Annotated in this window: 17 protein-coding genes; 12 read left to right on the top strand and 5 right to left on the bottom strand. The window is 58.3% G+C overall.

Annotated features, from left to right (window positions below; all coding sequences use genetic code 11):
- Positions 1–18 precede the first annotated feature (18 nt).
- Positions 19–810 carry an alpha/beta hydrolase gene (locus tag AC1Q5O_RS12330; RefSeq protein ID WP_492563350.1) on the bottom strand — a complete coding sequence of 264 codons (792 nt, stop codon included), beginning with the start codon at positions 808–810 and terminating at the stop codon, positions 19–21.
- Positions 811–1,035: 225 nt separating this feature from the next.
- On the opposite strand from AC1Q5O_RS12330, the gene infC reads away from it, so the two are divergent.
- The 6 genes from infC (at position 1,036) to pheT (ending at position 6,826) form a co-directional block, all read left to right on the top strand.
- The gene (gene infC / locus AC1Q5O_RS12325) at positions 1,036–1,572 is read left to right on the top strand and encodes a translation initiation factor IF-3 (protein ID WP_105734100.1); all 537 of its coding nucleotides are present in this window, start codon (positions 1,036–1,038) and stop codon (positions 1,570–1,572) included.
- A 75-nt stretch (positions 1,573–1,647) separates the two neighbouring features.
- On the top strand, positions 1,648–2,271 hold the full coding sequence (locus AC1Q5O_RS12320) for a methyltransferase family protein (RefSeq protein ID WP_492563348.1): 624 nt from the start codon (positions 1,648–1,650) through the stop codon (positions 2,269–2,271).
- Positions 2,272–2,464: 193 nt separating this feature from the next.
- A complete protein-coding gene (gene rpmI / locus AC1Q5O_RS12315) occupies positions 2,465–2,665 on the top strand; it encodes a 50S ribosomal protein L35 (RefSeq protein WP_008127399.1) in 201 nt (66 codons plus the stop codon).
- Positions 2,666–2,696: 31 nt separating this feature from the next.
- Complete coding sequence (gene rplT / locus AC1Q5O_RS12310) at positions 2,697–3,098, top strand: 50S ribosomal protein L20 (RefSeq protein ID WP_091879294.1); 402 nt, start codon at positions 2,697–2,699, stop codon at positions 3,096–3,098.
- Positions 3,099–3,233: 135 nt separating this feature from the next.
- The gene (pheS, locus tag AC1Q5O_RS12305) at positions 3,234–4,316 is read left to right on the top strand and encodes a phenylalanine--tRNA ligase subunit alpha (RefSeq protein ID WP_492563343.1); all 1,083 of its coding nucleotides are present in this window, start codon (positions 3,234–3,236) and stop codon (positions 4,314–4,316) included.
- Between the two features lie 95 nt (positions 4,317–4,411).
- Positions 4,412–6,826 (top strand): phenylalanine--tRNA ligase subunit beta, encoded by a 2,415-nt coding sequence (gene pheT / locus AC1Q5O_RS12300; RefSeq protein ID WP_492563341.1) that lies wholly within the window; start codon positions 4,412–4,414, stop codon positions 6,824–6,826.
- Between the two features lie 93 nt (positions 6,827–6,919).
- Here pheT and AC1Q5O_RS12295 read toward each other — a convergent pair whose 3' ends face one another.
- Both AC1Q5O_RS12295 and AC1Q5O_RS12290 read right to left on the bottom strand, forming a co-directional pair.
- Positions 6,920–7,732, bottom strand: coding sequence for an aspartyl/asparaginyl beta-hydroxylase domain-containing protein (locus tag AC1Q5O_RS12295; RefSeq protein ID WP_472462128.1), 813 nt, complete (start codon positions 7,730–7,732; stop codon positions 6,920–6,922).
- A gap of 203 nt (positions 7,733–7,935) precedes the next feature.
- Positions 7,936–8,334, bottom strand: coding sequence for a hypothetical protein (locus tag AC1Q5O_RS12290; protein WP_492563338.1), 399 nt, complete (start codon positions 8,332–8,334; stop codon positions 7,936–7,938).
- A 123-nt stretch (positions 8,335–8,457) separates the two neighbouring features.
- Between AC1Q5O_RS12290 and AC1Q5O_RS12285 the strand changes: the two genes are divergently transcribed.
- Positions 8,458–9,243, top strand: coding sequence for a helix-turn-helix domain-containing protein (locus AC1Q5O_RS12285; RefSeq protein ID WP_492563336.1), 786 nt, complete (start codon positions 8,458–8,460; stop codon positions 9,241–9,243).
- 24 nt (positions 9,244–9,267) lie between these two features.
- Here the strand turns inward: AC1Q5O_RS12285 and AC1Q5O_RS12280 are convergent, their stop codons facing one another.
- Positions 9,268–10,260, bottom strand: a complete 993-nt coding sequence (locus AC1Q5O_RS12280) for an aldo/keto reductase (RefSeq protein WP_492563334.1) — start codon at positions 10,258–10,260, stop codon at positions 9,268–9,270.
- Between the two features lie 98 nt (positions 10,261–10,358).
- Between AC1Q5O_RS12280 and AC1Q5O_RS12275 the strand changes: the two genes are divergently transcribed.
- Both AC1Q5O_RS12275 and AC1Q5O_RS12270 read left to right on the top strand, forming a co-directional pair.
- The gene (locus AC1Q5O_RS12275; RefSeq protein WP_492563332.1) at positions 10,359–11,243 is read left to right on the top strand and encodes a LysR family transcriptional regulator; all 885 of its coding nucleotides are present in this window, start codon (positions 10,359–10,361) and stop codon (positions 11,241–11,243) included.
- Between the two features lie 68 nt (positions 11,244–11,311).
- A complete protein-coding gene (locus AC1Q5O_RS12270) occupies positions 11,312–12,301 on the top strand; it encodes a Gfo/Idh/MocA family protein (RefSeq protein ID WP_492563330.1) in 990 nt (329 codons plus the stop codon).
- A 1-nt stretch (position 12,302) separates the two neighbouring features.
- On the opposite strand, the gene AC1Q5O_RS12265 is transcribed toward AC1Q5O_RS12270, so the two are convergent.
- Entirely contained in the window at positions 12,303–13,463 is a 1,161-nt protein-coding gene (locus AC1Q5O_RS12265) for a zinc metalloprotease HtpX (protein WP_492563328.1), read from the bottom strand.
- A gap of 226 nt (positions 13,464–13,689) precedes the next feature.
- Here AC1Q5O_RS12265 and dnaK point away from each other — a divergent pair, with 226 nt between their 5' ends.
- The 3 genes from dnaK (at position 13,690) to dnaJ (ending at position 21,124) form a co-directional block, all read left to right on the top strand.
- Entirely contained in the window at positions 13,690–15,606 is a 1,917-nt protein-coding gene (dnaK, locus tag AC1Q5O_RS12260) for a molecular chaperone DnaK (RefSeq protein ID WP_492563326.1), read from the top strand.
- 233 nt (positions 15,607–15,839) lie between these two features.
- Positions 15,840–19,244: a GH92 family glycosyl hydrolase gene (locus AC1Q5O_RS12255; RefSeq protein WP_492563324.1), complete on the top strand. Its 3,405-nt coding sequence runs from the start codon at positions 15,840–15,842 to the stop codon at positions 19,242–19,244.
- Positions 19,245–19,993: 749 nt separating this feature from the next.
- On the top strand, positions 19,994–21,124 hold the full coding sequence (dnaJ, locus tag AC1Q5O_RS12250) for a molecular chaperone DnaJ (protein WP_223613999.1): 1,131 nt from the start codon (positions 19,994–19,996) through the stop codon (positions 21,122–21,124).
- Positions 21,125–21,208 lie beyond the last annotated feature (84 nt).

The following is a 21,208-nucleotide window of genomic DNA, read 5'->3' as shown; positions in this document are numbered from 1 at the left end:
GAAACCTGTTGGGAGGATTTACAGAATGGGCAGGCGGGTTTTCGAGCGGTTAACCATCGAAGCCACGGTGCGGGTGAGAAGCTCCAGATCCTGCGGGCGTGACAGACGATGATCGCCATCGCGCACCAGCGTAATCGTCACGTCGTCAACCGGCAAGTGATCAACCAGCCGCAGGGCATGGGTGTAGGGAACATCCCTGTCCTCCATCCCCTGCAGGATGTGCACGGGGCAGCCGGTCCGGATCACCCCCTTGAGCACCTGATTGGTCCGGCCATCGTCCAGGAGGGCCTTGGTGTAGATATAGGGCTCGGGGGCATATTCGGAAGGTTCTTCCATATAACCCCGTTCGGCAAGCTGGCGGCGCTGGTCCGGCGTCAATTCGGGTTCGACCAGCTCGGACGTGAAGTCCGGTGCGGGCGCAATCAGGACCAGCCCGGCAACGCGACTGTGTTCACCGGCCTTTTGCAGTTCTCCGATCATGCGCAGGGCGATCCAGCCGCCCATGGATGAACCGACGAGGATTTGCGGCCCCGACGAAAACTTTTTGAAGACCGCAAGGCTCTGTTCGAGCCAGAGGGATATCGTGCCGTCGCGAAACGCACCACCCGACTCGCCATGGGCGGAGTAATCGTGACGCAGGAATGCATGACCGTTGGCTTCAGCCCACTGATCCAGCCACTCGGCCTTGCTGCCGAGCATGTCCGAACGGTAACCGCCGAGCCAGACGATGCCGGGCTCAGCGCCCTCGCGGTGGCGCACGGCGATCTCGATGTCGTTGAGGGTGAGGAATACCGGCGGGTGGGCCGTCATGTGTCAGTCTCCAGGATGTGCCGCTTGCTTTTGCCATGCAAAATTCGATGATGAAACCCATTCAACTGGAAACCACATTGTATAGAATGCGAATATTCCTATATCTGAACCAGATGATTTATCCGTGAAAAGATGTTATTGAGCTAACCGCTGCAGACAAAGCATTGCAGGCTGGCCCCGACGGTGCTATTTGCGGGACCGAAATAATTCAAGGAGACTACTGCCATTCGCCGACCCTTTAGAGCACAGGTGGTCCAGAAAGATGGACCGCGTTCCAACCGCGATATCCGGGTACCCCAGGTACAGCTCATCGATGCCGAAGGTGAAAACCACGGTATCGTCACGATTCAGGCCGCGCTGGCCATGGCCGATGAGGCCGGACTCGATCTCGTCGAGATCGTGCCGAATGCCGAGCCGCCGGTGTGCAAGATTGTTGACCTCGGGAAACTGAAGTACCAGGGACAGAAGAAGGCTGCCGAGGCGCGCAAGAAGCAGAAAACAGTCGAAATCAAAGAAATCAAGATGCGACCGAACATCGACACGCATGACTATGATGTGAAGATGAAGGCTATCAAGCGATTCTTCGACGAAGGTGACAAGGTCAAGGTGACATTGCGTTTCCGTGGTCGCGAAATGGCGCACCAGGAACTCGGAATGCGGCTGCTCGACCGGGTCAAGGAAGATACGGTCGATATTTCCAAAGTTGAGGCCGAGCCAAGATTGGAAGGCCGCCAGATGATGATGGTGCTGGCGCCACGCTAAAGCTGAACGACAGTTTGAAACCAAGGCCGCCTTCGGGCGGCTTTTGTCTTGAGCGATCCGGATTTAAGGGCTGACATGGCGCTCACATCTCCAAAGGACATGGCCCGGTTTCAGCGGCGCCGCCGAATTGTGCTGGCAGTCGTCATTTTTCTGATTCTCGGCGCTTTGTTGACTGTTCGATCCGCCTGGGCCGATAACTGGACCCACGAATATATCGAGGATTTCGGCATCGGTGTGATTGTTCTGGCAATCCTTGGCCGCATGTGGTGCACGCTCTACATCGGCGGGCGCAAGAGTTCCGAAATCGTCCGCCTGGGGCCTTATTCGATGAGCCGCAACCCTCTTTACGTGTTCAGCACCGTGGGGGCTTTCGGTATTGGCATGATGACGGGCAGCCTGACCGTCGCCCTGATCCTGGCGGTGCTTTGCTATATAGCCTTCCATTTTGTCATCATCGCCGAGGAAGGTTATCTGGAGACCGTTTTCGGCGAGACATACCTTGCCTATAAACGCCAAGTACCGCGGTTCTTCCCCAATCTCAGGCTGTACCGGGAATCGGATGTTCTGAGCGTCAAGTCTTCGATGCTGTACAAGACGCTGGCGGACGGACTGGTCTTTTTCATTTCCTACCCCCTGCTTGAGTTCGCCGAATATCTGCAATCGGTCAATATTCTGCCCGTCTTCTTTCGGTTTTACTGATTTTTTGCGGAATCGAAGACGATTCAGCAGTTGCGCTTTTTCCGGCTTCTGGGTATAAGGCCGCGTTCAAACCGCCCGGCAGGGCATGCCGTGGCGGTTTTGCATGCTTTCAGACTTTGGTCGGTCTGAAGTGAAATCAGAAGGGTTCAGGCTCCATCGGAGTGACGGGAACCCTAGAAATAGGAGTAGCAAAATGCCCAAAATGAAGACCAAATCGGCCGCCAAGAAACGGTTCAAAATCACTGGGACTGGCAAGATTAAAGCCGCCGCCGCTGGCAAACGCCATGGCATGATCAAACGTTCGAACAAATTCATTCGTGACGCACGTGGCACAATGGTTCTCGCCGATGCCGATGCGAAAATCGTGAAGAAGTTCTTGCCCAACGGCCTTTAAGCCGACAGCGACGTTTTAAGGAGATCATATCATGGCACGTGTCAAACGGGGCGTTACGTCCCACGCCAAGCATAAAAAAGTTCTGAAGCAGGCTGAGGGTTTCCGCGGCCGCCGCAAGAATACCATCAAGACTGCAAAGGCTGCCGTCGATCGTTCGAAGCAGTACGCCTACCGCGACCGCAAGAACAAGAAGCGCACGTTCCGCGCGCTCTGGACCCAGCGTATCAATGCTGCCGTGCGTGAGCATGGCCTGACATACAGCCGTTTCATCGACGGTCTGAGCAAGTCCGGTATCGAGGTTGACCGCAAGGTTCTGTCGGATCTCGCGATCCACGAGCCAGCAGCATTCGGTGCACTCGTGGCTTCCGCCAAGAAGGCACTGGAATACCTGAAGAACACCACACCGAATGCTTTTGAAGGCGCTGTCCACTAAGCCAGCCGCCGCTCCCAAAGCACATTCGGAATTATAGACTTGGGAAACCCGCGCTGGCTCGGCTGGCGCGGGTTTTTCAATTTTCTGCATTGAATTGATCGCATAATCGCTCGAGACGCGAAACAGGTGAGAAGCATGGACGATCTGGTACAACTGGAAAGCGCGCTGGTCGCGCAGATTGAGGCAGCGAATGACGAAGCGGCCATCGAGGCTGTCCGTGTTGCTGCGCTTGGCAAAAAGGGCTCGATTTCGGAAAAGCTGAAATCGCTGGGGTCCATGTCGCCGGAAGAGCGCCAGACGCAGGGACCGGCCATCAACGGTCTGAAGAACCGCGTCACCGATGCGCTGGCCAGCCGCAAGAGCATGCTCAAGGATGCGGCGATTGCCGAGCGCCTCGAAAAGGAAAAGCTGGATGTCACTTTGCCCGTGCGCGCCGCGCCGGCCGAGCGCGGGCGCATCCATCCGATCAGCCAGGTGGTAGACGAAATCACGGCGATTTTCGCCGACATGGGTTTTTCAATTGCAGAAGGCCCGGATGTCGAGACCGACTATTACAATTTCACGGCGCTGAATTTTCCCGAAGGCCACCCGGCGCGGGAGATGCACGACACGTTTTTCTTCAACCCGGATGAGAATGGCGAGCGCAAGCTCCTGCGCACCCATACGAGCCCGGTGCAGATCCGCACGATGGAGAAGCAGAAGCCGCCGATCCGCATCGTCATCCCTGGCAAGACCTACCGCATGGATTCCGATGCCACCCACTCGCCGATGTTCCATCAGGTCGAGGGGCTGGTCATCGACAAGACGGCGAATGTCGCCAACATGAAGTGGGTGCTGGAAGAGTTCTGCAAGGCTTTCTTCGAGGTACCATCCCTGCAGATGCGCTTCCGTCCGTCCTTCTTCCCGTTCACCGAGCCGTCGCTGGAAGTCGATATCCAGTGCGACCGGTCGGGCAATGAGGTCAAGTTCGGCCAGGGCACGGACTGGATGGAAATCCTCGGCTGCGGCATGGTTCATCCGAATGTCCTGCGCCATGGCGGGCTTGATCCGGACGAGTATCAGGGCTTTGCCTGGGGTATGGGCATCGATCGCATCGCCATGCTCAAATATGGCATGCCGGACCTGCGCGACTTCTTCGATGCCGATGTGCGCTGGTTGCAGCATTACGGCTTCCGCCCGCTCGACATGCCGACCCTGTTCGGCGGCCTGAGCGCGTGATCGGATACGGCCTTTCGCCTGACATGGAACTTTTATGCGAGCGGTTTCGCCTTGTCGAAACCCTCAAACGCTGAAATCGAGAAACGAGTGAAATCATGAAATTCACCCTCTCCTGGCTCAAAGATCATCTCGAGACCGAGGCTTCGCTCGGCGAGATCGTCGATACCTTGACCATGATCGGTCTTGAAGTGGAATCGCTGGATGACAAGGCGGCACTGAAGCCCTTTGTCATCGCCAGGGTGCTCACCGCTGCCCGCCATCCGGATGCGGACAAGCTGCAGGTGCTCACCGTCGATACCGGCGACGGCAAGCCGTTGCAGGTCGTCTGCGGCGCCCCCAATGCCCGTGCCGGTCTGATCGGTGCGTTCGCAGCGCCGGGTGCCTACGTCCCCGGTATTGATGTTACCCTTTCGGTCGGCAAGATTCGCGGCGTCGAAAGCCACGGCATGATGTGCTCGGAGCGCGAGCTGCAGATGTCGGACGAGCACAACGGCATTATCGATCTGCCGGCTGACGCCCCTGTCGGTACCAGTTTTGCGGCCTATGCCGGGCTGGATGACCCGGTCATCGAGATCAACCTGACACCGAACCGTCCCGACTGCACCAGCATTTACGGCGTTGCCCGGGATCTGGCCGCGGCCGGGCTCGGCACGCTGAAAAGCAATGCCGTCGAGCCGGTGAAAGGCGCGGGCAGCCCGTCCGTCAGCGTATCGCTGGATTTCGGCGACCGCGTGCCGATGTGCGAAGGTTTCGCCCTGCGCACGGTCAAGGGCGTGAAGAACGGACCGAGCCCGAAATGGCTGCAGCAGCGCCTGATGGCCATCGGCCTGCGTCCGATCAATGCGCTGGTCGATATCACCAACTACATGACGTTCGATCGCGGCCGTCCGCTGCATGTGTTCGATGCCGACAAGGTCAAGGGCAACCTCACCGTGCGCTGGGCGCGGGACGGCGAGACGATCCTTGGTCTCAATGGCAAGGAATACACGCTGAACCCTGAAATCGGCGTGATTGCCGATGCGGACGGTGTCGAGTCGCTTGCCGGCGTCCTTGGTGGTGAACATTCCGGCTGCGATGAGAACACGACGAATGTCGTGGTTGAGTCCGCCCTTTGGGATGCCATGACCATTGCACGCACCGGCCGCAATCTCGGTATTATCACCGATGCGCGTTACCGGTTCGAGCGCGGTGTCGATCCGGAATTCATGGAGCCGGGCCTCGAGCTTGCCACCCATATGATCCTCGATCTGTGCGGGGGGGCGCCTTCCGAAACCCAGGTTGTCGGCTATAAGGGCCACACGCCGAAGTCGGTGACATTCCCGGCAGCGGAGGTCAAACGCCTCACCGGTATCGATGTGCCGGTCGAGACAAGCCTCGACATTCTCAGCCGTCTCGGCTTCCAGCCGCAAGGCACGGGCGAGGTGGTGGATGTGCTGGTTCCGTCCTGGCGTCCCGATGTCGACGGCAAGGCCGATCTGGTGGAAGAAGTCATGCGTATCCATGGCGTCAACCGTATCGATCCGCAGCCGCTGCAAAGCCATGCTGCTGTCAACGGCAAGATCCTGACCACCCTGCAGATACGCACCCGCAACGCCAAGCGGGCGCTGGCCTCGCGCGGGATGATGGAAGCCGTCACCTGGTCGTTCATTTCGGAAGAACAGGCAAAACTGTTCGGCGGCGGCCAGCCGTCGCTGAAGCTCGCCAATCCGATTGCCGCCGATATGTCGGATATGCGCCCTTCGCTGTTGCCAAGCCTGCTGGCTGCGGCGCAGCGCAATGCGGATCGTGGCTTCAATGATCTTGCCCTGTTCGAGGTGTCGGGCACCTACGAAGGCAATACGCCGGAAACCCAGCGCCGCGTTGCTGCCGGCGTGCGCCGCGGTACGGCCAAGCTGGACGGTTCCGGCCGCCACTGGGCCGGAAATGCCGCGCCGGTCGGCGTGTTCGATGCCAAGGCTGATGCCCTTGCCGTGCTTGAAGCCTGCGGTGCGCCCGTCGACAAGCTGCAGATCGAGAGTGGCGGTCCGGCCTGGTATCACCCCGGCCGTTCCGGCACGATCAAGCTCGGCCCGAAGGTCATTCTGGGTACATTCGGCGAGTTCCACCCGAAGACGCTGGAAACGCTCGATGTATCGGGCGCGCTGTGCGGGTTCGAAATCTACATCGATGCGATCCCCGAGCCGAAGCAGAAGGCGACACGCACCAAGCCGCCGCTGACACTGTCGGATTTCCAGACCGTACGGCGTGATTTTGCATTCGTCGTCGACAAGGCGGTGGATGCGGCTTCGATCGTTCGTGCGGCGCTGGCCGGCGACAAGAAGCTGATCACGGGCGTTCAGGTGTTCGATCTGTTCGAAGGCCCTTCGCTGGGCGCCGACAAGAAATCCGTTGCCATCGAAGTTGCGATCCAGCCGCAGGAGCGCACGCTCAATGACGAGGATCTCGATGCGCTGACCAGACGGATTGTTGAAAGCGTGGGCAAACAGACGGGCGCCGTGTTGCGCGGGTAAAGACCGAACCACGCGGCATGGCTTTGCCGGCAAAAATCCGGATACAAAAAAGGGGCGCACGGCGCCCCTTTTCATTCGGTCTGAAACCAGAACCTATTTCTGGATGACTTTCCAGTTCTTGTAGAAGATCGAATTGCTGCCCTTGAGGATCAGGCCCATGAACGAGACGATGGCGGCATAGAGGCCGGGCAGATGGGACGGGCGGAGAATGTCGACGAACAGGCAATAGCGCGTCTGGTCGGTCTGGTTGACGGACTGGTGCATCAGCGTGTCGTCGAAAATGAACAGCTTGTCGTCCTTCCAGTAGCTCGTCGTGTCGCCGCACCAGATATAGGCCGTGCGGTCATTCATGTCGTTGATGTTGTAGAGGACACGGATGGTGGCGCGGATCGGGCCAAAATGTTTTGACGTCGAGTTCTTCTTGTTGAACACCGACACGCCGATGGTCTTCACGAAATTATATTTTTCGTAGAAGGACGGCACGTTGACGAAGCTGGGCTGGTCTTTGCCATACCATTTGAAGAAGAACATGCTGCGGGCCTGCTGTTCCGCGCGGGACTGCAATTTGCCGACCAGATCTTCCTTCTGTGTCGCGGTGATCAGGCGCTTGACCTCCGCCTGATAGTCGGATGGCAGATCTTCCAGCTTGTAGACGCCCTTGTTGATATAGGGCAGCGACAGGATATCGAGAACGATGTTCAGCGGTGACAGGATCCAGGTGAACAGGCCGTTGCCCCAGAAATACTGTTCGACCATCTGCAGGTCGATATTCTTGTTGCGGGACAGGTCATAGATGCCGCAGATCAGGTAGAAGATCACGAGATAGGGAACGAAATAGGCAAGAATTGCCAGGAGAACCAAACCGACAGCCCAGCGTCTAATCGACTTTTTTGTTGCTTTTTCCATTGTATTCCAGCTTCAGAAGGCCTGACCATCGATGAGCGAACAGGGGTGGTTTGGCGTGTTAGAACAAATAAATTGCCTGCACATTGCAGCGTTGCCCAGGCGGTGTTCGGCCCCGGCAACGGCGTGAAATAGGCCTCACACCGTACCGTCTGTCAAGCGCGAGGCTCTATAATCTGAATTCTGGTGTCAACAAAAGCCGGGCGCTAGATCGCTTTTGCCGCTCCCATCGTTTTGAGCCCCCGCCATTCGATCAGGGCAAAGCAGGCAACCACGGCCGTGACGGCCAGACTGGCGGCGATGCCGAGGGCGGTAAAGGCGGATGGCATCCCCACAAGAATCGCCGGAACGCCGATGACCCATGCGAGGTCGGCGATGAAAACGAAACCGACCAATGGTTTCGATTGGGCTTTCCATCGGGCGATCAGGGCGACATCGGCGGCAAACAGCACGAGCGCGATACCCAGTGCCGCGATCAGCCAGACCGGCGCGCCGGGGATGAGATATTCTGCCGCCAGTTCGGCAAACAGTGCAAGGCCGAGCCCGGTGATGCCGGTGAGGACAGCGTTGATCGTCAACCCGTTTTTCAAGGTGATTTTGGTCATGTCATTCTCCTTCGTTGTGTTGATGAACGGAGAGTGTCGGCATAAGGTAATCGAAACAATTACCTCTGGAGTAATGGATATTGCGAAGCATCCGCGCCAGTCTGGCGGGAATCAGGAGCGGTGATGGAATTCGGCGATCATCTGAAACAATGGCGTTCGCACCGGCATATGAGCCAGATGGATCTGGCGCTGGAAGCCGGTATCTCGTCGCGACATCTGTCGTTTCTCGAAACCGGACGGGCAAGGCCGTCGGAGGGCATGATCATCCGCATCTGCGAAGCGCTGGAGCTGCCGTTCAAGATTCAGAATGAGCTGTTCGGTGCGGCCGGTTTTGCGCCGCGCTACCTCTCGGCGGAACGCGAAGGTGTTGCCGGACTGCCGCCACTGATCCGCGACACGCTCCACATGATCCTTGAGCGGCATGTGCCGTGGCCGGCGGTGGCCTTCAATGCGGATCACGACATTCTCGTTGCCAATGTTGGCTTCATGGGCTTGGCCGAAGCGCTGGGCATTCCGATTGCGCCGGGTGTCAATATTCTGGCGCTGGTGCTTGAGCCGGGCCCCGTGCGCCATTCCATCGCCAACTGGCCGGATGTCGCCCTGCTGTTCCTGAAGCGTGCCCGCAACGAAGCCAGGCTTTACGGTCCACACAGCGCGCTGGCGCGGCGCATCGCACAATATGAAATCGATCCGGAAGTATCAGCGCTGTTGCGCAATGATCAGAGCGAGCGCAACCCGCCGCCGGTTATAACCGTGCAACTGCATCTTGGCGATGCCGTTACCAGCTGGATCACCACGCTGACAGCATTCGGCTCGGCGCAGGAGGTGCTGACCGAGGGCATATTCATCGAGCAGTATTTTCCGGCGGATGACGCAACGCGGGCCATTGCGGAAAGTGCGGGGCGCTGATCGCGCAGCGCCCCGTAGCCGGTATCAGCCGTTGACGAGAGCCAGCGCTGCATCCGAATAGCGGTTGCCCGCAACCCGCGTGGGTGAGAGCGCATCGCCGATCTTTTTCAGGTCCGCCGGCGAGAGAGAGACGTCGGCTGCCGCGGCATTTTCCTCCAGATGCCTGATCTTGCGGGCACCCGGAATCGGCACGATGAAATCACCCTGGTGCAGCACCCAGGCGAGCGCCAGTTGTGCCGGTGTGATGCCCTTGTCCGCGGCCAGGTCCTTCAATGTGGCGATCAGCGCTGCATTGGCGTCCATGTTGTCAGGCTGGAACCGTGGCAGGGTCTTGCGCCAGTCATCGGCACCCAATTCATCCGGCTTGCTGATCGTGCCGGTGAGGAGGCCGCGGCCGAGCGGGCTGTAGGGGACAAAGCCGATGCCAAGTTCACGGCAGACGGCAAAGACCTCGTCTTCCGGCTCGCGGCTCCACAGCGAATATTCACTCTGCACGGCGGCAATCGGATGCACCTTGTGGGCGCGGCGGATCGTGGCGGCACTGGCCTCGGACAGGCCGAGCGCCTTTACCTTACCCTGCTGGACCAGCTCGGCCATCGCGCCAACCGTGTCCTCTATGGGAACAGTCGGGTCAACCCGGTGCTGGTAGAACAGGTCGATCTGCTCGATGCCGAGCCGTCCGAGAGACGCTTCCGCAACGGCTTTCACATGTTCCGGGTGACTGTTGACGCCGACCATGCGCGAGGGGCCTACGCCCTCGTCGGAAATCTTGAAGCCGAACTTCGTGGCGATCACCACCTTGTCGCGGCGGTCCTTCAGGGCCTTGCCGACAAGAATTTCATTGTCGAACGGGCCATAGACTTCCGCTGTGTCGAAAAAGGTCACGCCGATATCCACGGCACGATGCAGCGTGCGGATCGCGTCGGCCTCGTCCTGTCCGCCATAGGCAAAGGTCATGCCCATGCAGCCGAGACCCACGGCCGATACATCGAGTTCACCGAGTTTACGCTTTTCCATCACCGATCTCCTTTTGCTGTGATGACGGAAACCTAGATTGTGGATCAGTGTTCGATAATTCCCATATTTTTTCACAGGTTGTTCTATATAATAGATCAATGGACCGATCATACCTGCCTCAACTCTCCGTTTTTGCCGCCGTTGCAGCCTGTGGCGGCTTCAGGGATGCCGCCAGGGAGCTGGGCATTGCGCCGTCGGCTGTCAGCCACGCCATTTCAACCCTGGAACAGAACCTTGGCGTCCGTCTTCTCGCCCGCACCACGCGCAGCGTCGCGGTGACGGAAGAAGGTGCGCTGCTGCTCAAGCGGCTGCGTCCGGCCCTGGCGGAAATCGACCTGGCGCTCGATGCGGCCAAGGAAGCCAACAACCGCATCGCCGGAACCCTGCGGCTGAGTGTTCCGCCCTTTGCCGCGCACAGGCTTCTGGCCCCGCGCATCGCTGCATTCGCCGCGGCCTATCCCGGTGTCACGCTGGAGCTGCGCGTCGAAGAGCCATTCAATGATATTGTTGCGGCTGGCGTTGATGCGGGCATGCGGCTGGGTGAGAGTCTGGAACCGGACATGATTGCGGTGCGCATGAGCGATCCGATCCGGGCGAACATCGTTGCGGCGCCGGGCTATTTTGACAGGCATCCGATACCGCTGCACCCGCACGATCTTGCCGGTCATCTCTGTGTGCGCCGCCGTTTTGCCAGCGGGCAGGTCTATCGCTGGGAGTTCGAGAAGGACGGCGAGGAAATCGTCATGGACGTGAACGGCCCGCTGATTCTCGGTGACGACCGGTTGGTCATCCAGGCCGCGCTGGACGGCGCTGGCGTGGCCTTCCTGCTGGAACACATGGCGCCGGAAGCCATTGCCGATGGGCGTTTGCTCCGTGTGCTCGATGACTGGTGTGCCCCGTTCCCCGGGGTCTATCTCTATTATCCGAGCCGCCGCCAGATGCGCCCGGCCCTGCGTGCCTTCATCGATTTTTTCAAAGTCTGAACCCGCGGCTTCTTCCCATTCAGCGCCGTCTTGTCTAGGTTGCACCACGACAAAGAGGAGAGGTCATCATGTTCCGTTGGGGTGTTCTGTCGACAGCGAAAATCGGGGTCACGGCGGTCATCCCCGCCATATGCGACGCGGAGAACTCCGTCCTGTCGGGTATCGCCAGCCGCGACCTCTTGAAAGCGCGGGCCGTCGCCGGGCGATTCGGCGCGCCGCATGCTTTCGGCTCCTATGAGGCCATGCTGGCATCAGCCGATATTGACGGCGTCTACATACCGCTTCCCACCTCGCAGCATGTGGAGTGGTCGTTGAAAGCCGCCGAAGCGGGCAAGCACGTGCTGTGCGAAAAGCCGATTTCGCTGCATGCTAGCGAAATCGCAGCCTTGCAGCGTGCCCGCGACACCCATGGCGTTCTCATCGCCGAGGCGTTCATGGTGACCTATCATCCGCAATGGCTGAAAGTGCGTGAACTGATCGCCGGCGGTGCCATCGGCCGCCTACGTCACGTGCAGGGTGCCTTCAGCTATTTCAACAGGGATGCGGGCAATATGCGCAACCAGCTGTCGCTCGGCGGCGGCGCACTGCCGGATATCGGTGTCTATCCAACGGTTGTCACCCGTTTCGTCACCGGCAAGGAGCCGGTCAGGGTTTCGGCCAATGTCGAGCGCGATGCGGATTTCGGCACGGACTGCTATGCCAGCGTGCGCGCCGATTTCGATGGTTTCGAGCTGTCCTTCTATGTTGCCACACAGCTGGCCGCGCGCCAGTCCATGGTCTTCCACGGCGATGAAGGGTTTATCGAGGTGCATGGACCGTTCAACACCGGCAAGTATGACCATGCCCGCATCACGCTGCATGACAAGACCCACACGGGTGCCACCGAATGGAGTTTCGGCGACGTGAACCATTATCGCCTGCAGATCGAGGCCTTTGCCCGCGCGGCGAAGGGTGAAGACGCGGCCGTGTTTTCGCTGGAAAGCTCGGTGCTCAACCAGAAGCTCATCGATGCGATCTATCGCGCCGGGGAAACCGGCAATTGGGAAGCCGTTTCCTAGTTCACCAATACACGCCGCCGCGTGCCACATGTACGTGCGGGTCGCCATCCGGGGTGTTGAGGCTTCGCGGGCAGGCTTCGCACTCGGCTTCCGGGCCGGATACCACCGGCCTGCCGGACTGGGTGTTGAGCAGCGACAGGATTTCCAGATTGCTGGAATTCCATCGCCCGTGCTGGCGGCCGATCTGCGGAACCGGTGAAGGGCGGGTGCGTATCCGGTCCTGCGGCTTGACCATGAGCGTCGCGAGGATGTCATCCGGCAGTGCTTCGCCGCGGGCAACCACACCCGATGCATCCTTCAGGGCCTTCAGTCGCGCCACGCGGGTCTCCGTCAATGGGTGCGTGCGCAGGATCGACGGATCGGGAATGCGTCCGCCCGGCAGAATGAGATTTTCCCACAGCCTGCCCTGGGCCTTTTCCAGTTTCGTCAGGGCCTGGGCCAGCCCGTCCGGGTCGCCCGTCAGCAGGGATGCACCGAGATCGGCATCGAACTCCCGGGTGCGCGACAACGCCATCTGCAGCAGGCCGCCGATGGTCGGTGCAACCAAAAGCACGAGGACACCCAGCCACGGCACCTGCGCATGCGCGCCGCTGGCCAGGAATGTGATGTTGAAGAGCAGCGATACCATGCCGATGGTCGACATCAGCGAGGTGAAGCGCGACACCGTGTCGGCCAGTGCCATGACCTTCAGGTCCTCATTGCGGATATGGCTGATTTCATGCGCCAGCACGCCGGTGAGTTCGCGCGCCGTCAGCACCCGAATCAGCTGGTCCGTCACCGCGACCACGGAATTGTCTTTCCGGCCGACCGCAAAGGCATTCATCATCCGGGAGGGGATGACGTGGAGTTCGGGCGGGCGTGGCAGGCCGGCCCGGCGGGATAGTTCCTCGACGATGGCAAGCCCTTGTGGGAACTCTGCGCGTGTTACAGCCCTTGCTTTATACATTTTGAGTACCATCTGAGGACTGATGCGCCGTATGGCGACAAGGCTTATTGCGCCGAAAACAAAGGCGTAGATAATGCCGACGGGCCCCGCCAGCGTAAAAGCGCAGACGACGAGCAATGCCAGGCTTCCGGCAAGAAGCAGCCATGTATGCAGCATATTGATCAGCTGGCTGCGCCGGTGTTCGGGAAGGTTGAAGTGGAGTGCATCATCGGTCATAGGCGATATATGGCGCTAAAAAGCCGGTTTGCCGAGTCTTTTAAGGCAATTAGGCGTGTAAATGCCGCAGCTTCTGACTTGCATGGTAATTTCAGCCTTCTTATATAGCCCACAACACGCAAGTTCGGCTCGCTGTGGTCGTCTTGTATTGTTTAACCCCCCTAGGGGCTGCTGAATGGAATGCTCGGCAGAGGTCCCGGCAGCCTGCTGAATGGAGAGAAGTATAATGGCTAAAGTTATCGGTATCGATTTGGGTACGACCAATTCCTGCGTCTCCGTCATGGACGGAAAGAACGCGAAGGTCATTGAAAATGCGGAAGGTGCGCGCACGACGCCGTCGATCATCGCTTTCACGGATAGCGATGAGCGCCTTGCTGGCCAGCCGGCCAAGCGCCAGGCTGTCACCAATCCGGAAGGAACTGTCTTTGCGGTCAAGCGTCTGATCGGACGCCGTTTTGACGATCCGACCGTTGAAAAGGACAAGAAGCTTGTGCCCTACCACATTGTCAAAGGCGACAATGGTGATGCATGGGTGGAAGTTCACAACCAGAAATATTCGCCTTCGCAGATTTCCGCGATGATTCTGCAGAAGATGAAGGAAACGGCGGAAGCCTATCTCGGTGAAAAGGTCGAGAAGGCCGTCATCACCGTTCCTGCCTACTTCAACGATGCCCAGCGTCAGGCCACCAAGGATGCAGGCAAGATCGCCGGTCTGGAAGTCCTGCGCATCATCAACGAGCCGACCGCAGCTGCCCTGGCCTATGGCCTCGACAAGAAGGAAGGCAAGACCATTGCCGTCTACGATCTGGGCGGCGGCACGTTCGACGTTTCCGTTCTGGAAATCGGCGACGGCGTTTTCGAAGTGAAGTCGACCAATGGCGATACGTTCCTTGGCGGTGAAGACTTCGACATGCGCCTGGTCGAATATTTTGCGGCCGAGTTCAAGAAGGAACAGGGCATCGACCTGAAGAACGACAAGCTTGCCCTGCAGCGCCTCAAGGAAGCTGCGGAAAAGGCCAAGATCGAACTGTCGTCGGCCCAGCAGACCGAAATCAACCTGCCGTTCATCACGGCCGATGCCTCCGGTCCGAAGCACCTGACCATGAAGCTGTCGCGCGCCAAGTTCGAGAGCCTGGTCGATGATCTGGTCCAGCGCACCGTCGAGCCCTGCAAGGCAGCGCTCAAGGATGCGGGCCTCAAGGCCGGTGAAATCGACGAAGTGGTTCTGGTCGGCGGCATGACCCGCATGCCGAAGATCCAGGAAGTCGTGAAGGCCTTCTTCGGCAAGGAACCCCACAAGGGCGTGAACCCTGATGAAGTTGTTGCCATGGGCGCAGCCATTCAGGCCGGCGTTCTGCAGGGTGATGTCAAGGACGTCCTGCTGCTCGACGTGACGCCGTTGTCCCTCGGCATCGAAACGCTCGGCGGCGTGTTCACCCGCCTGATCGACCGCAACACGACGATCCCGACGAAGAAGTCGCAGACTTTCTCCACGGCCGAGGACAACCAGTCCGCCGTGACGATCCGCGTCTTCCAGGGCGAGCGTGAAATGGCTGCCGACAACAAGGCGCTTGGCCAGTTCGACCTCGTGGGCATTCCGCCCGCACCGCGCGGCGTTCCGCAGATCGAAGTCGGTTTCGACATCGATGCCAACGGTATCGTCAACGTGTCGGCCAAGGACAAGGGCACGGGCAAGGAACACCAGATCCGCATCCAGGCATCCGGCGGTCTTTCCGATGCCGATATCGAAAAGATGGTCAAGGATGCTGAAGCCAATGCCGAGGCCGACAAGAAGCGCCGCGAGGCGGTCGAGTCGAAGAACCAGGCGGAAGCCCTGATCCATTCGACGGAAAAGTCGCTGAAGGATTACGGCGACAAGGTTTCGGCCGAGGACAAGCAGGCAATCGAAACGGCTCTGGCCGAATTGAAGACTGCGGCCGAAGGTGATGACGCCGAAGTCATCAAGGCCAAGACGCAGACCCTCGCTGAAGTCTCGATGAAGCTCGGTCAGGCCATGTATGAAGCAGCCCAGGCTGCCGAAGGCGAAGGTGAAAAGACCGAAGCCGCAGCCAAGGGCCACGAGGATGTTGTCGACGCTGATTTCGAAGAAATCGACGAAAACGGCAAGAAGAAGTCTGCATAATCCGCAGCACACACTATGATGAAAAGCCCGGCAGAAATGCCGGGCTTTTTTGTTGAGCTGTTAGACCATCGCATAATTGTCCCGCTTTCGCCGGAAGCCTATGAAATACCCCGAATTTCAATCGGTTTAACAGCCGCTGGGCCACGGTTGTCGTAAGCCCGGGCTTTAGAGCGATCTACCCGTGTCAGGTATTGCCACGGTACTTCGGCAGTCGGATAATTTGGGAGGATTATATGATTTTCAGAAAGGCTGTTTACATTGCATTGTTGGGTTGCACCACGCTTTCAGGCTGCAACGATGGCGAGAACAAGAAGCCTGACGCCGTCACGTCGGAAGGAACCTTTATCAATCAACTGAATGGCCGCATTGATGCGCTTGGAAGCCAAATCGAGGGATTGAAAGACGCTAATACGGAAGCTGCAATGGATGCCAATACGAATTTGGCAAGTCTGATCGCTCAAGCCAGCGGTGCTGCTGATGGGAAGATCGCTGAACTTCAACAAGCGCTGTCTTCACTATCGCAGATTACAAAGACGCTAGAACTCGAAGCGATGCAACCGCACGTAACAACGCTTCAAGCCGAGTTGAAAAAGACGCTCCCCGCAGTAGCGACGCTTGATAGCATGACAAAGCAAACTTTGGCGTTGAAAGCCCGGGCGGCCAAGGCAGGCAAATCTAAAGTGTCGACCGAGGATCTGGCCATTGTCGATGGTTACCTGCAAAAGCTTGCAACCTTGGAAAGAAATATCGCAGCCAAGCAGGCGGATGTGGTGGCAACGCTTGCAAAAGCGGATGGTGTTCTGGACGCCATCCATAAACTGCCAGCAGACGCAACAGTTGCGCAAGTGGCGGAACTTTCGGGCAAGATCACGGATATGTCTTCTGCGCTCTTGGGCAATGCGAAGCCGCTCCAGAAGGAATTGGCGGTGTTCGACAAGGCGATACTTGCGCTCAACAGGACCCGCCTCAGCCTCGCCGATTACGTCAACACGATGCGCGGTGCTCTATCGAGTGGCGACTTTACACGAGGGAATACTTTTCCAGCAACGGCTGTTCCCTTCGGTTTTAATATGTGGAGCCCGGTCAACCGTTCAGATGCGAACTGGTTTTATCAGTTCGAGACAGGTGAGGGCGGAAATCGGATTGATACGGTCCGGGCCTTTGCCGTCGTTCACGAACCGAGCCCGTGGATCGGCAACCGGCAATCACTTGGCATCATGCCGATTGAGCCAGAGGCAGTCTCAAGTCTCCATGATGTAGCGCAGGAATTTAACCGCAAGAATGAGATTGCCCATGCGCATTATTACAGCCTGACACTGGACAACGGAACGCAAACCGAAATTACGCCTACGGACCATGCTGCCTATTTCCGTGTGACGGTTCCGGCTGACAAAAAAGTCCTGACCCTGCTGTTCAGCACGATGGGTGGCGATGGCACCTTTGCGTACGACCCAGATAATGGCGCAATCTCGGGATTTACCGATCACGGTTCACCGCGAATGTTTTTTTATGCCGTCTTCGATGCTCCAGTGACAAAATCAGAGAATGCAGATTCGGGCAGGTTGTGGGTTCAGTTTGATGTGGCGAACAGCAGCAAGTCTGTTGGTATGAGGATCGCTACCTCGTTCATCAGCGTCGAACAAGCCAAGGCCAATCTGGCCGCGGAGATAGGAACCAAGACCTTCGAGGAGATCAAAGATAGCGCTGAGGAAGCATGGCTGGAAAAACTTGGCCGGATACGTGTCGGGGGTGCGACGGAGGATCAGAAGATCATCCTGTATTCCAATATGTACCGCGCTTTTCTCTATCCAAATTCTGCCTGGGAGAATGTGGATGGCCAGCCGAGATATATGAGCCCTTATACCGATCCACCTGAAGAAAAGACCGGAAAGATATGGGTCAATAACGGCTTCTGGGACACATACCGCACCAACTGGCCGCTTTATTCGCTGCTAATGCCCACGCAGGCAGGGCTGATGATCGACGGCTTCGTCAATGGTTTCAAGGATGGCGGTTGGGTCACCCGCTGGTCTGGCCCAGGTTACAAGGACAGCATGGTGGCGACGAGTTCCGACATCATTTTCGCCGATGCTTATATGAAGGGCGTTCGCAACTTTGACGTCAATGCCGCCTATGCCTCGATGCTGCGCAATGCAACATCCGTTAGCAAGGAGGATAGCAAGGGCCGTAAAGGCATGGATACATCGGTATTCTATGGCTACAAGACTGACAACAACGAATCCGTCGCGTGGTCGCTGGAGGCCTACCTCAACGATTTCGGCATCGCCCAAATGGCGAAGGAATTGAAGAAGGACGATGACTACGTCTATTTCATGAATCGGGCGATCAGCTACCCGTATATCTTCGACGGAACTTCAACTGATGTATGGTCCGGCGGATTCTTCCGCTCCAAGGGTACGGACGGCAATTGGCAACCCGGTCCGGGCTCGCCGCAAAGTTGGGGCCATGGCTATACGGAAGGTAACGCCTGGTCCTATGCGTTTCTTGCGCCACAAGATGGTCAAGGTCTCGCCAACCTCTACGGCGGGCGGCGGAAGCTGAAGGACAAGCTCGATAAATTCTTCAAGACCCGCCCAGACACTGACAGGGGCAGTTACTGGACAGTCATCCACGAGATACTCGAAGCCAAAAAGGTCGATGAATTGGCTGGCGTCGGCGAGTATCAGCATTCGAACCAGCCCGTGCACCATTCCATCTACATGTATAATTATGCCGGCGCACCAGCCAACGGCCAAAATTATCTGCGGGATGTCATGGATAAGCTCTACTTCTCCGGGTTCGACGCAGCCGGTAATTCCATCGGCGAGGGCTATATCGGCGATGAGGACAATGGCGAGCAATCCGCCTGGTACATACTCAGTGCCATGGGCATATATCCGGTGAGCGTAGGGCGTCCGGAATATGCAATCGGCGCGCCCTATTTCCAGAACATGAGTGTCACCCTGGAAAACGGCAAGAAGATCATCATCAACGCGCCCAATGTCAGCAGCAGCAATCGCTATGTTCAGAGCCTGAAACTGAACGGCAAGGCAATGAAGCGCAACTATCTCCTGCACGCAGAACTGGCAGAAGGCGCGGTGCTTGATTTCGAGATGGGACCAAATCCATCGCTGTGGGGCAGCGGACCCAACGACGTACCGTCATCTATTACGCAAGGTGAGAAGAAGCCAACGCCGCTGAAATCCCTGCTGCCCGCCGCCTACATCGTCGCGGCGAGCACGGACGCCAACAAGGCCGAAGTCTTCGACCGGACCTCAAGCACGAAGTGGGAAAATCCCGCGGGCGCGGCCGGCTGGCTTGAGGCCCGCAAAGAGACCTCAGCAACAATTGATACGGTATCGCTCTATACATTGACTTCGGCTGATGTAACCGGAGAGGATCCGGCAGGCTGGACGCTCAAAGGCTCGAATGACGGGAAGACTTGGGTGGCGCTCGATACCCGTGAAGCGCAGGTCTTTGAGTGGCGCCAGCAGACGAGGCCGTTCGCGCTCAAGACGCCAGCTACCTATGCCAGATACCGGCTGGAATTTACTGGCACCAAGGCTCTCTCGATCGCAGAATTCGAGCTTCTCGGCACACCGGATACAACGCCGACGCCTGCCGTTCCGCCGACTTGAGTGTAGATCGTTGGCGTCACAAAAGCCCGGCCCAGCGCCGGGCTCTTTGTTTGTGCCTAGCGGTGGCTCCCAGCACTCATCCACCTCCCTCATCCTGAGCTTGTCGAAGGGCGCGCGACAGCTCTGCAACGCGTCATCAGAAAAATCACGCCAACTTATCCAACACGTCCCAACCCAAGTTATTCTCAATGTGTCCTTTCCGGCGGGAATGCTTCCGGAAACTTTCGAAAGCCGGGAAAGGATCGGCGCTTCGGCCTCGCGGGGAGGAAAACCTGTGCGGCCGGGGAGGTTTCTCCTCTCTGCCTCCATTCCTCGCGAGGGAATGGGCAGAACAAGGCAAACTCCTCAAAAATCGCCGGAGCGGGTGGTCCTTGGATCGCAAGCATCGCATACCGCATACCCCAAGACCCGCGTTCCAGGGACCGCCCGTCTTTCCCTCTTTCAACAGCCAGACGCAATTGCGGGCGTGGCAACGGGAAAGGCCGGTCATGAGCAATGACACAGGTCAACACAGGCGGATAATCGCGGTGCGCCAGCCTTCAGGCGGCGGCGGGTCGGCTCATTTTGGTTTTCTCACGTGCATAAAAGCGTGGAAGGATTGCCACACAAACGCAATAATGCGCAAATATGCGCCAGGTGGAACGAATCAATCCAAGTAGACTATGGCATTCGGGGCGCTGAACACCTAAATACCGGTCTAAAACGAGCCTCTGCGTGAGGCTCTCTGATTTCATGGAACGAGTGTTTGGATGAAGGCTGACTATTACGAAACCCTCGGCGTAGCGAGAGGCGCTGATGAGAAAGAGCTGAAAAGCGCTTTCCGTAAACTGGCGATGCAATATCACCCCGACAAGAATCCGGGCGATGAGAACGCCGAGCACAAATTCAAGGAAATCGGCGAAGCCTATGAAACCTTGAAAGATCCCAACAAGCGCGCGGCCTATGACCGGTTCGGTCACGCGGCGTTTGAAAATGGCGGCATGGGCGGAGGCGGCGGCGGTTTTGGCGGCGCCGGTGGCTTTGCCGATATTTTCGAGGATATTTTTGGCGAGATGATGGGTGGCGGGCGCCAGCGCCGCTCCGGCGGACGCGAGCGCGGTGCCGATCTTCGCTACAACATGGAAATCACGCTGGAAGAGGCCTATGCGGGCAAGACGGCGCAGATTCGCGTGCCGACATCCATCACCTGCGATGAATGTTCCGGCAGCGGCGCCAAGCCGGGCACATCCCCCGTCACCTGCAACACCTGCGGCGGTTCCGGCCGTGTCCGGGCGGCGCAAGGGTTCTTTTCCATCGAGCGGACCTGCCCGACGTGCCATGGCCGAGGCCAGACCATCAAGGATCCCTGCACGAAGTGCTCCGGCCAGGGCCGAATCACCGAGGAGCGTTCGCTCTCGGTCAACATTCCCGCTGGTATCGAAGACGGCACCCGCATCCGGCTGACCGGCGAAGGCGAAGCGGGCGTGCGCGGCGGGCCATCCGGCGATCTCTATATTTTCCTGTCGCTGAAACCGCATGAATTCTTCCAGCGCGACGGATCCGACCTTTACTGCAAGGTGCCGATTTCCATGACCACAGCGGCACTGGGCGGCCAGTTCGAGGTGGCCACGCTTGACGGTACGCAGACACGGGTCAAGATCCCCGAAGGCACGCAGAACGCCAAGCAATTCCGCCTCAAGGGCAAGGGCATGCCGGTTTTGCGACAGCCCGCCATGGGCGATCTCTATATCCAGATTGCCATCGAGACGCCGCAGAATCTCAACAAGCGCCAGCGCGAGTTGCTGGAAGAGTTCGAGCGCGTGTCGTCCCAGGACAACAGCCCGCAATCGTCAGGCTTTTTTGCCCGCATGAAGGAATTCTTCGAGGGACTCAGCGAGTAAATTTGTTACGGATTTAAGACAACTGGCCTTGCTTCCGCCACGAGTTGCGTCATAAATTTGTCTACCTGCGACGGGAGGATGGGA

The organism is Phyllobacterium sp. MT110 (genome assembly GCF_058792715.1).
This window is presented reverse-complemented; position numbering and strand designations above follow the sequence as displayed.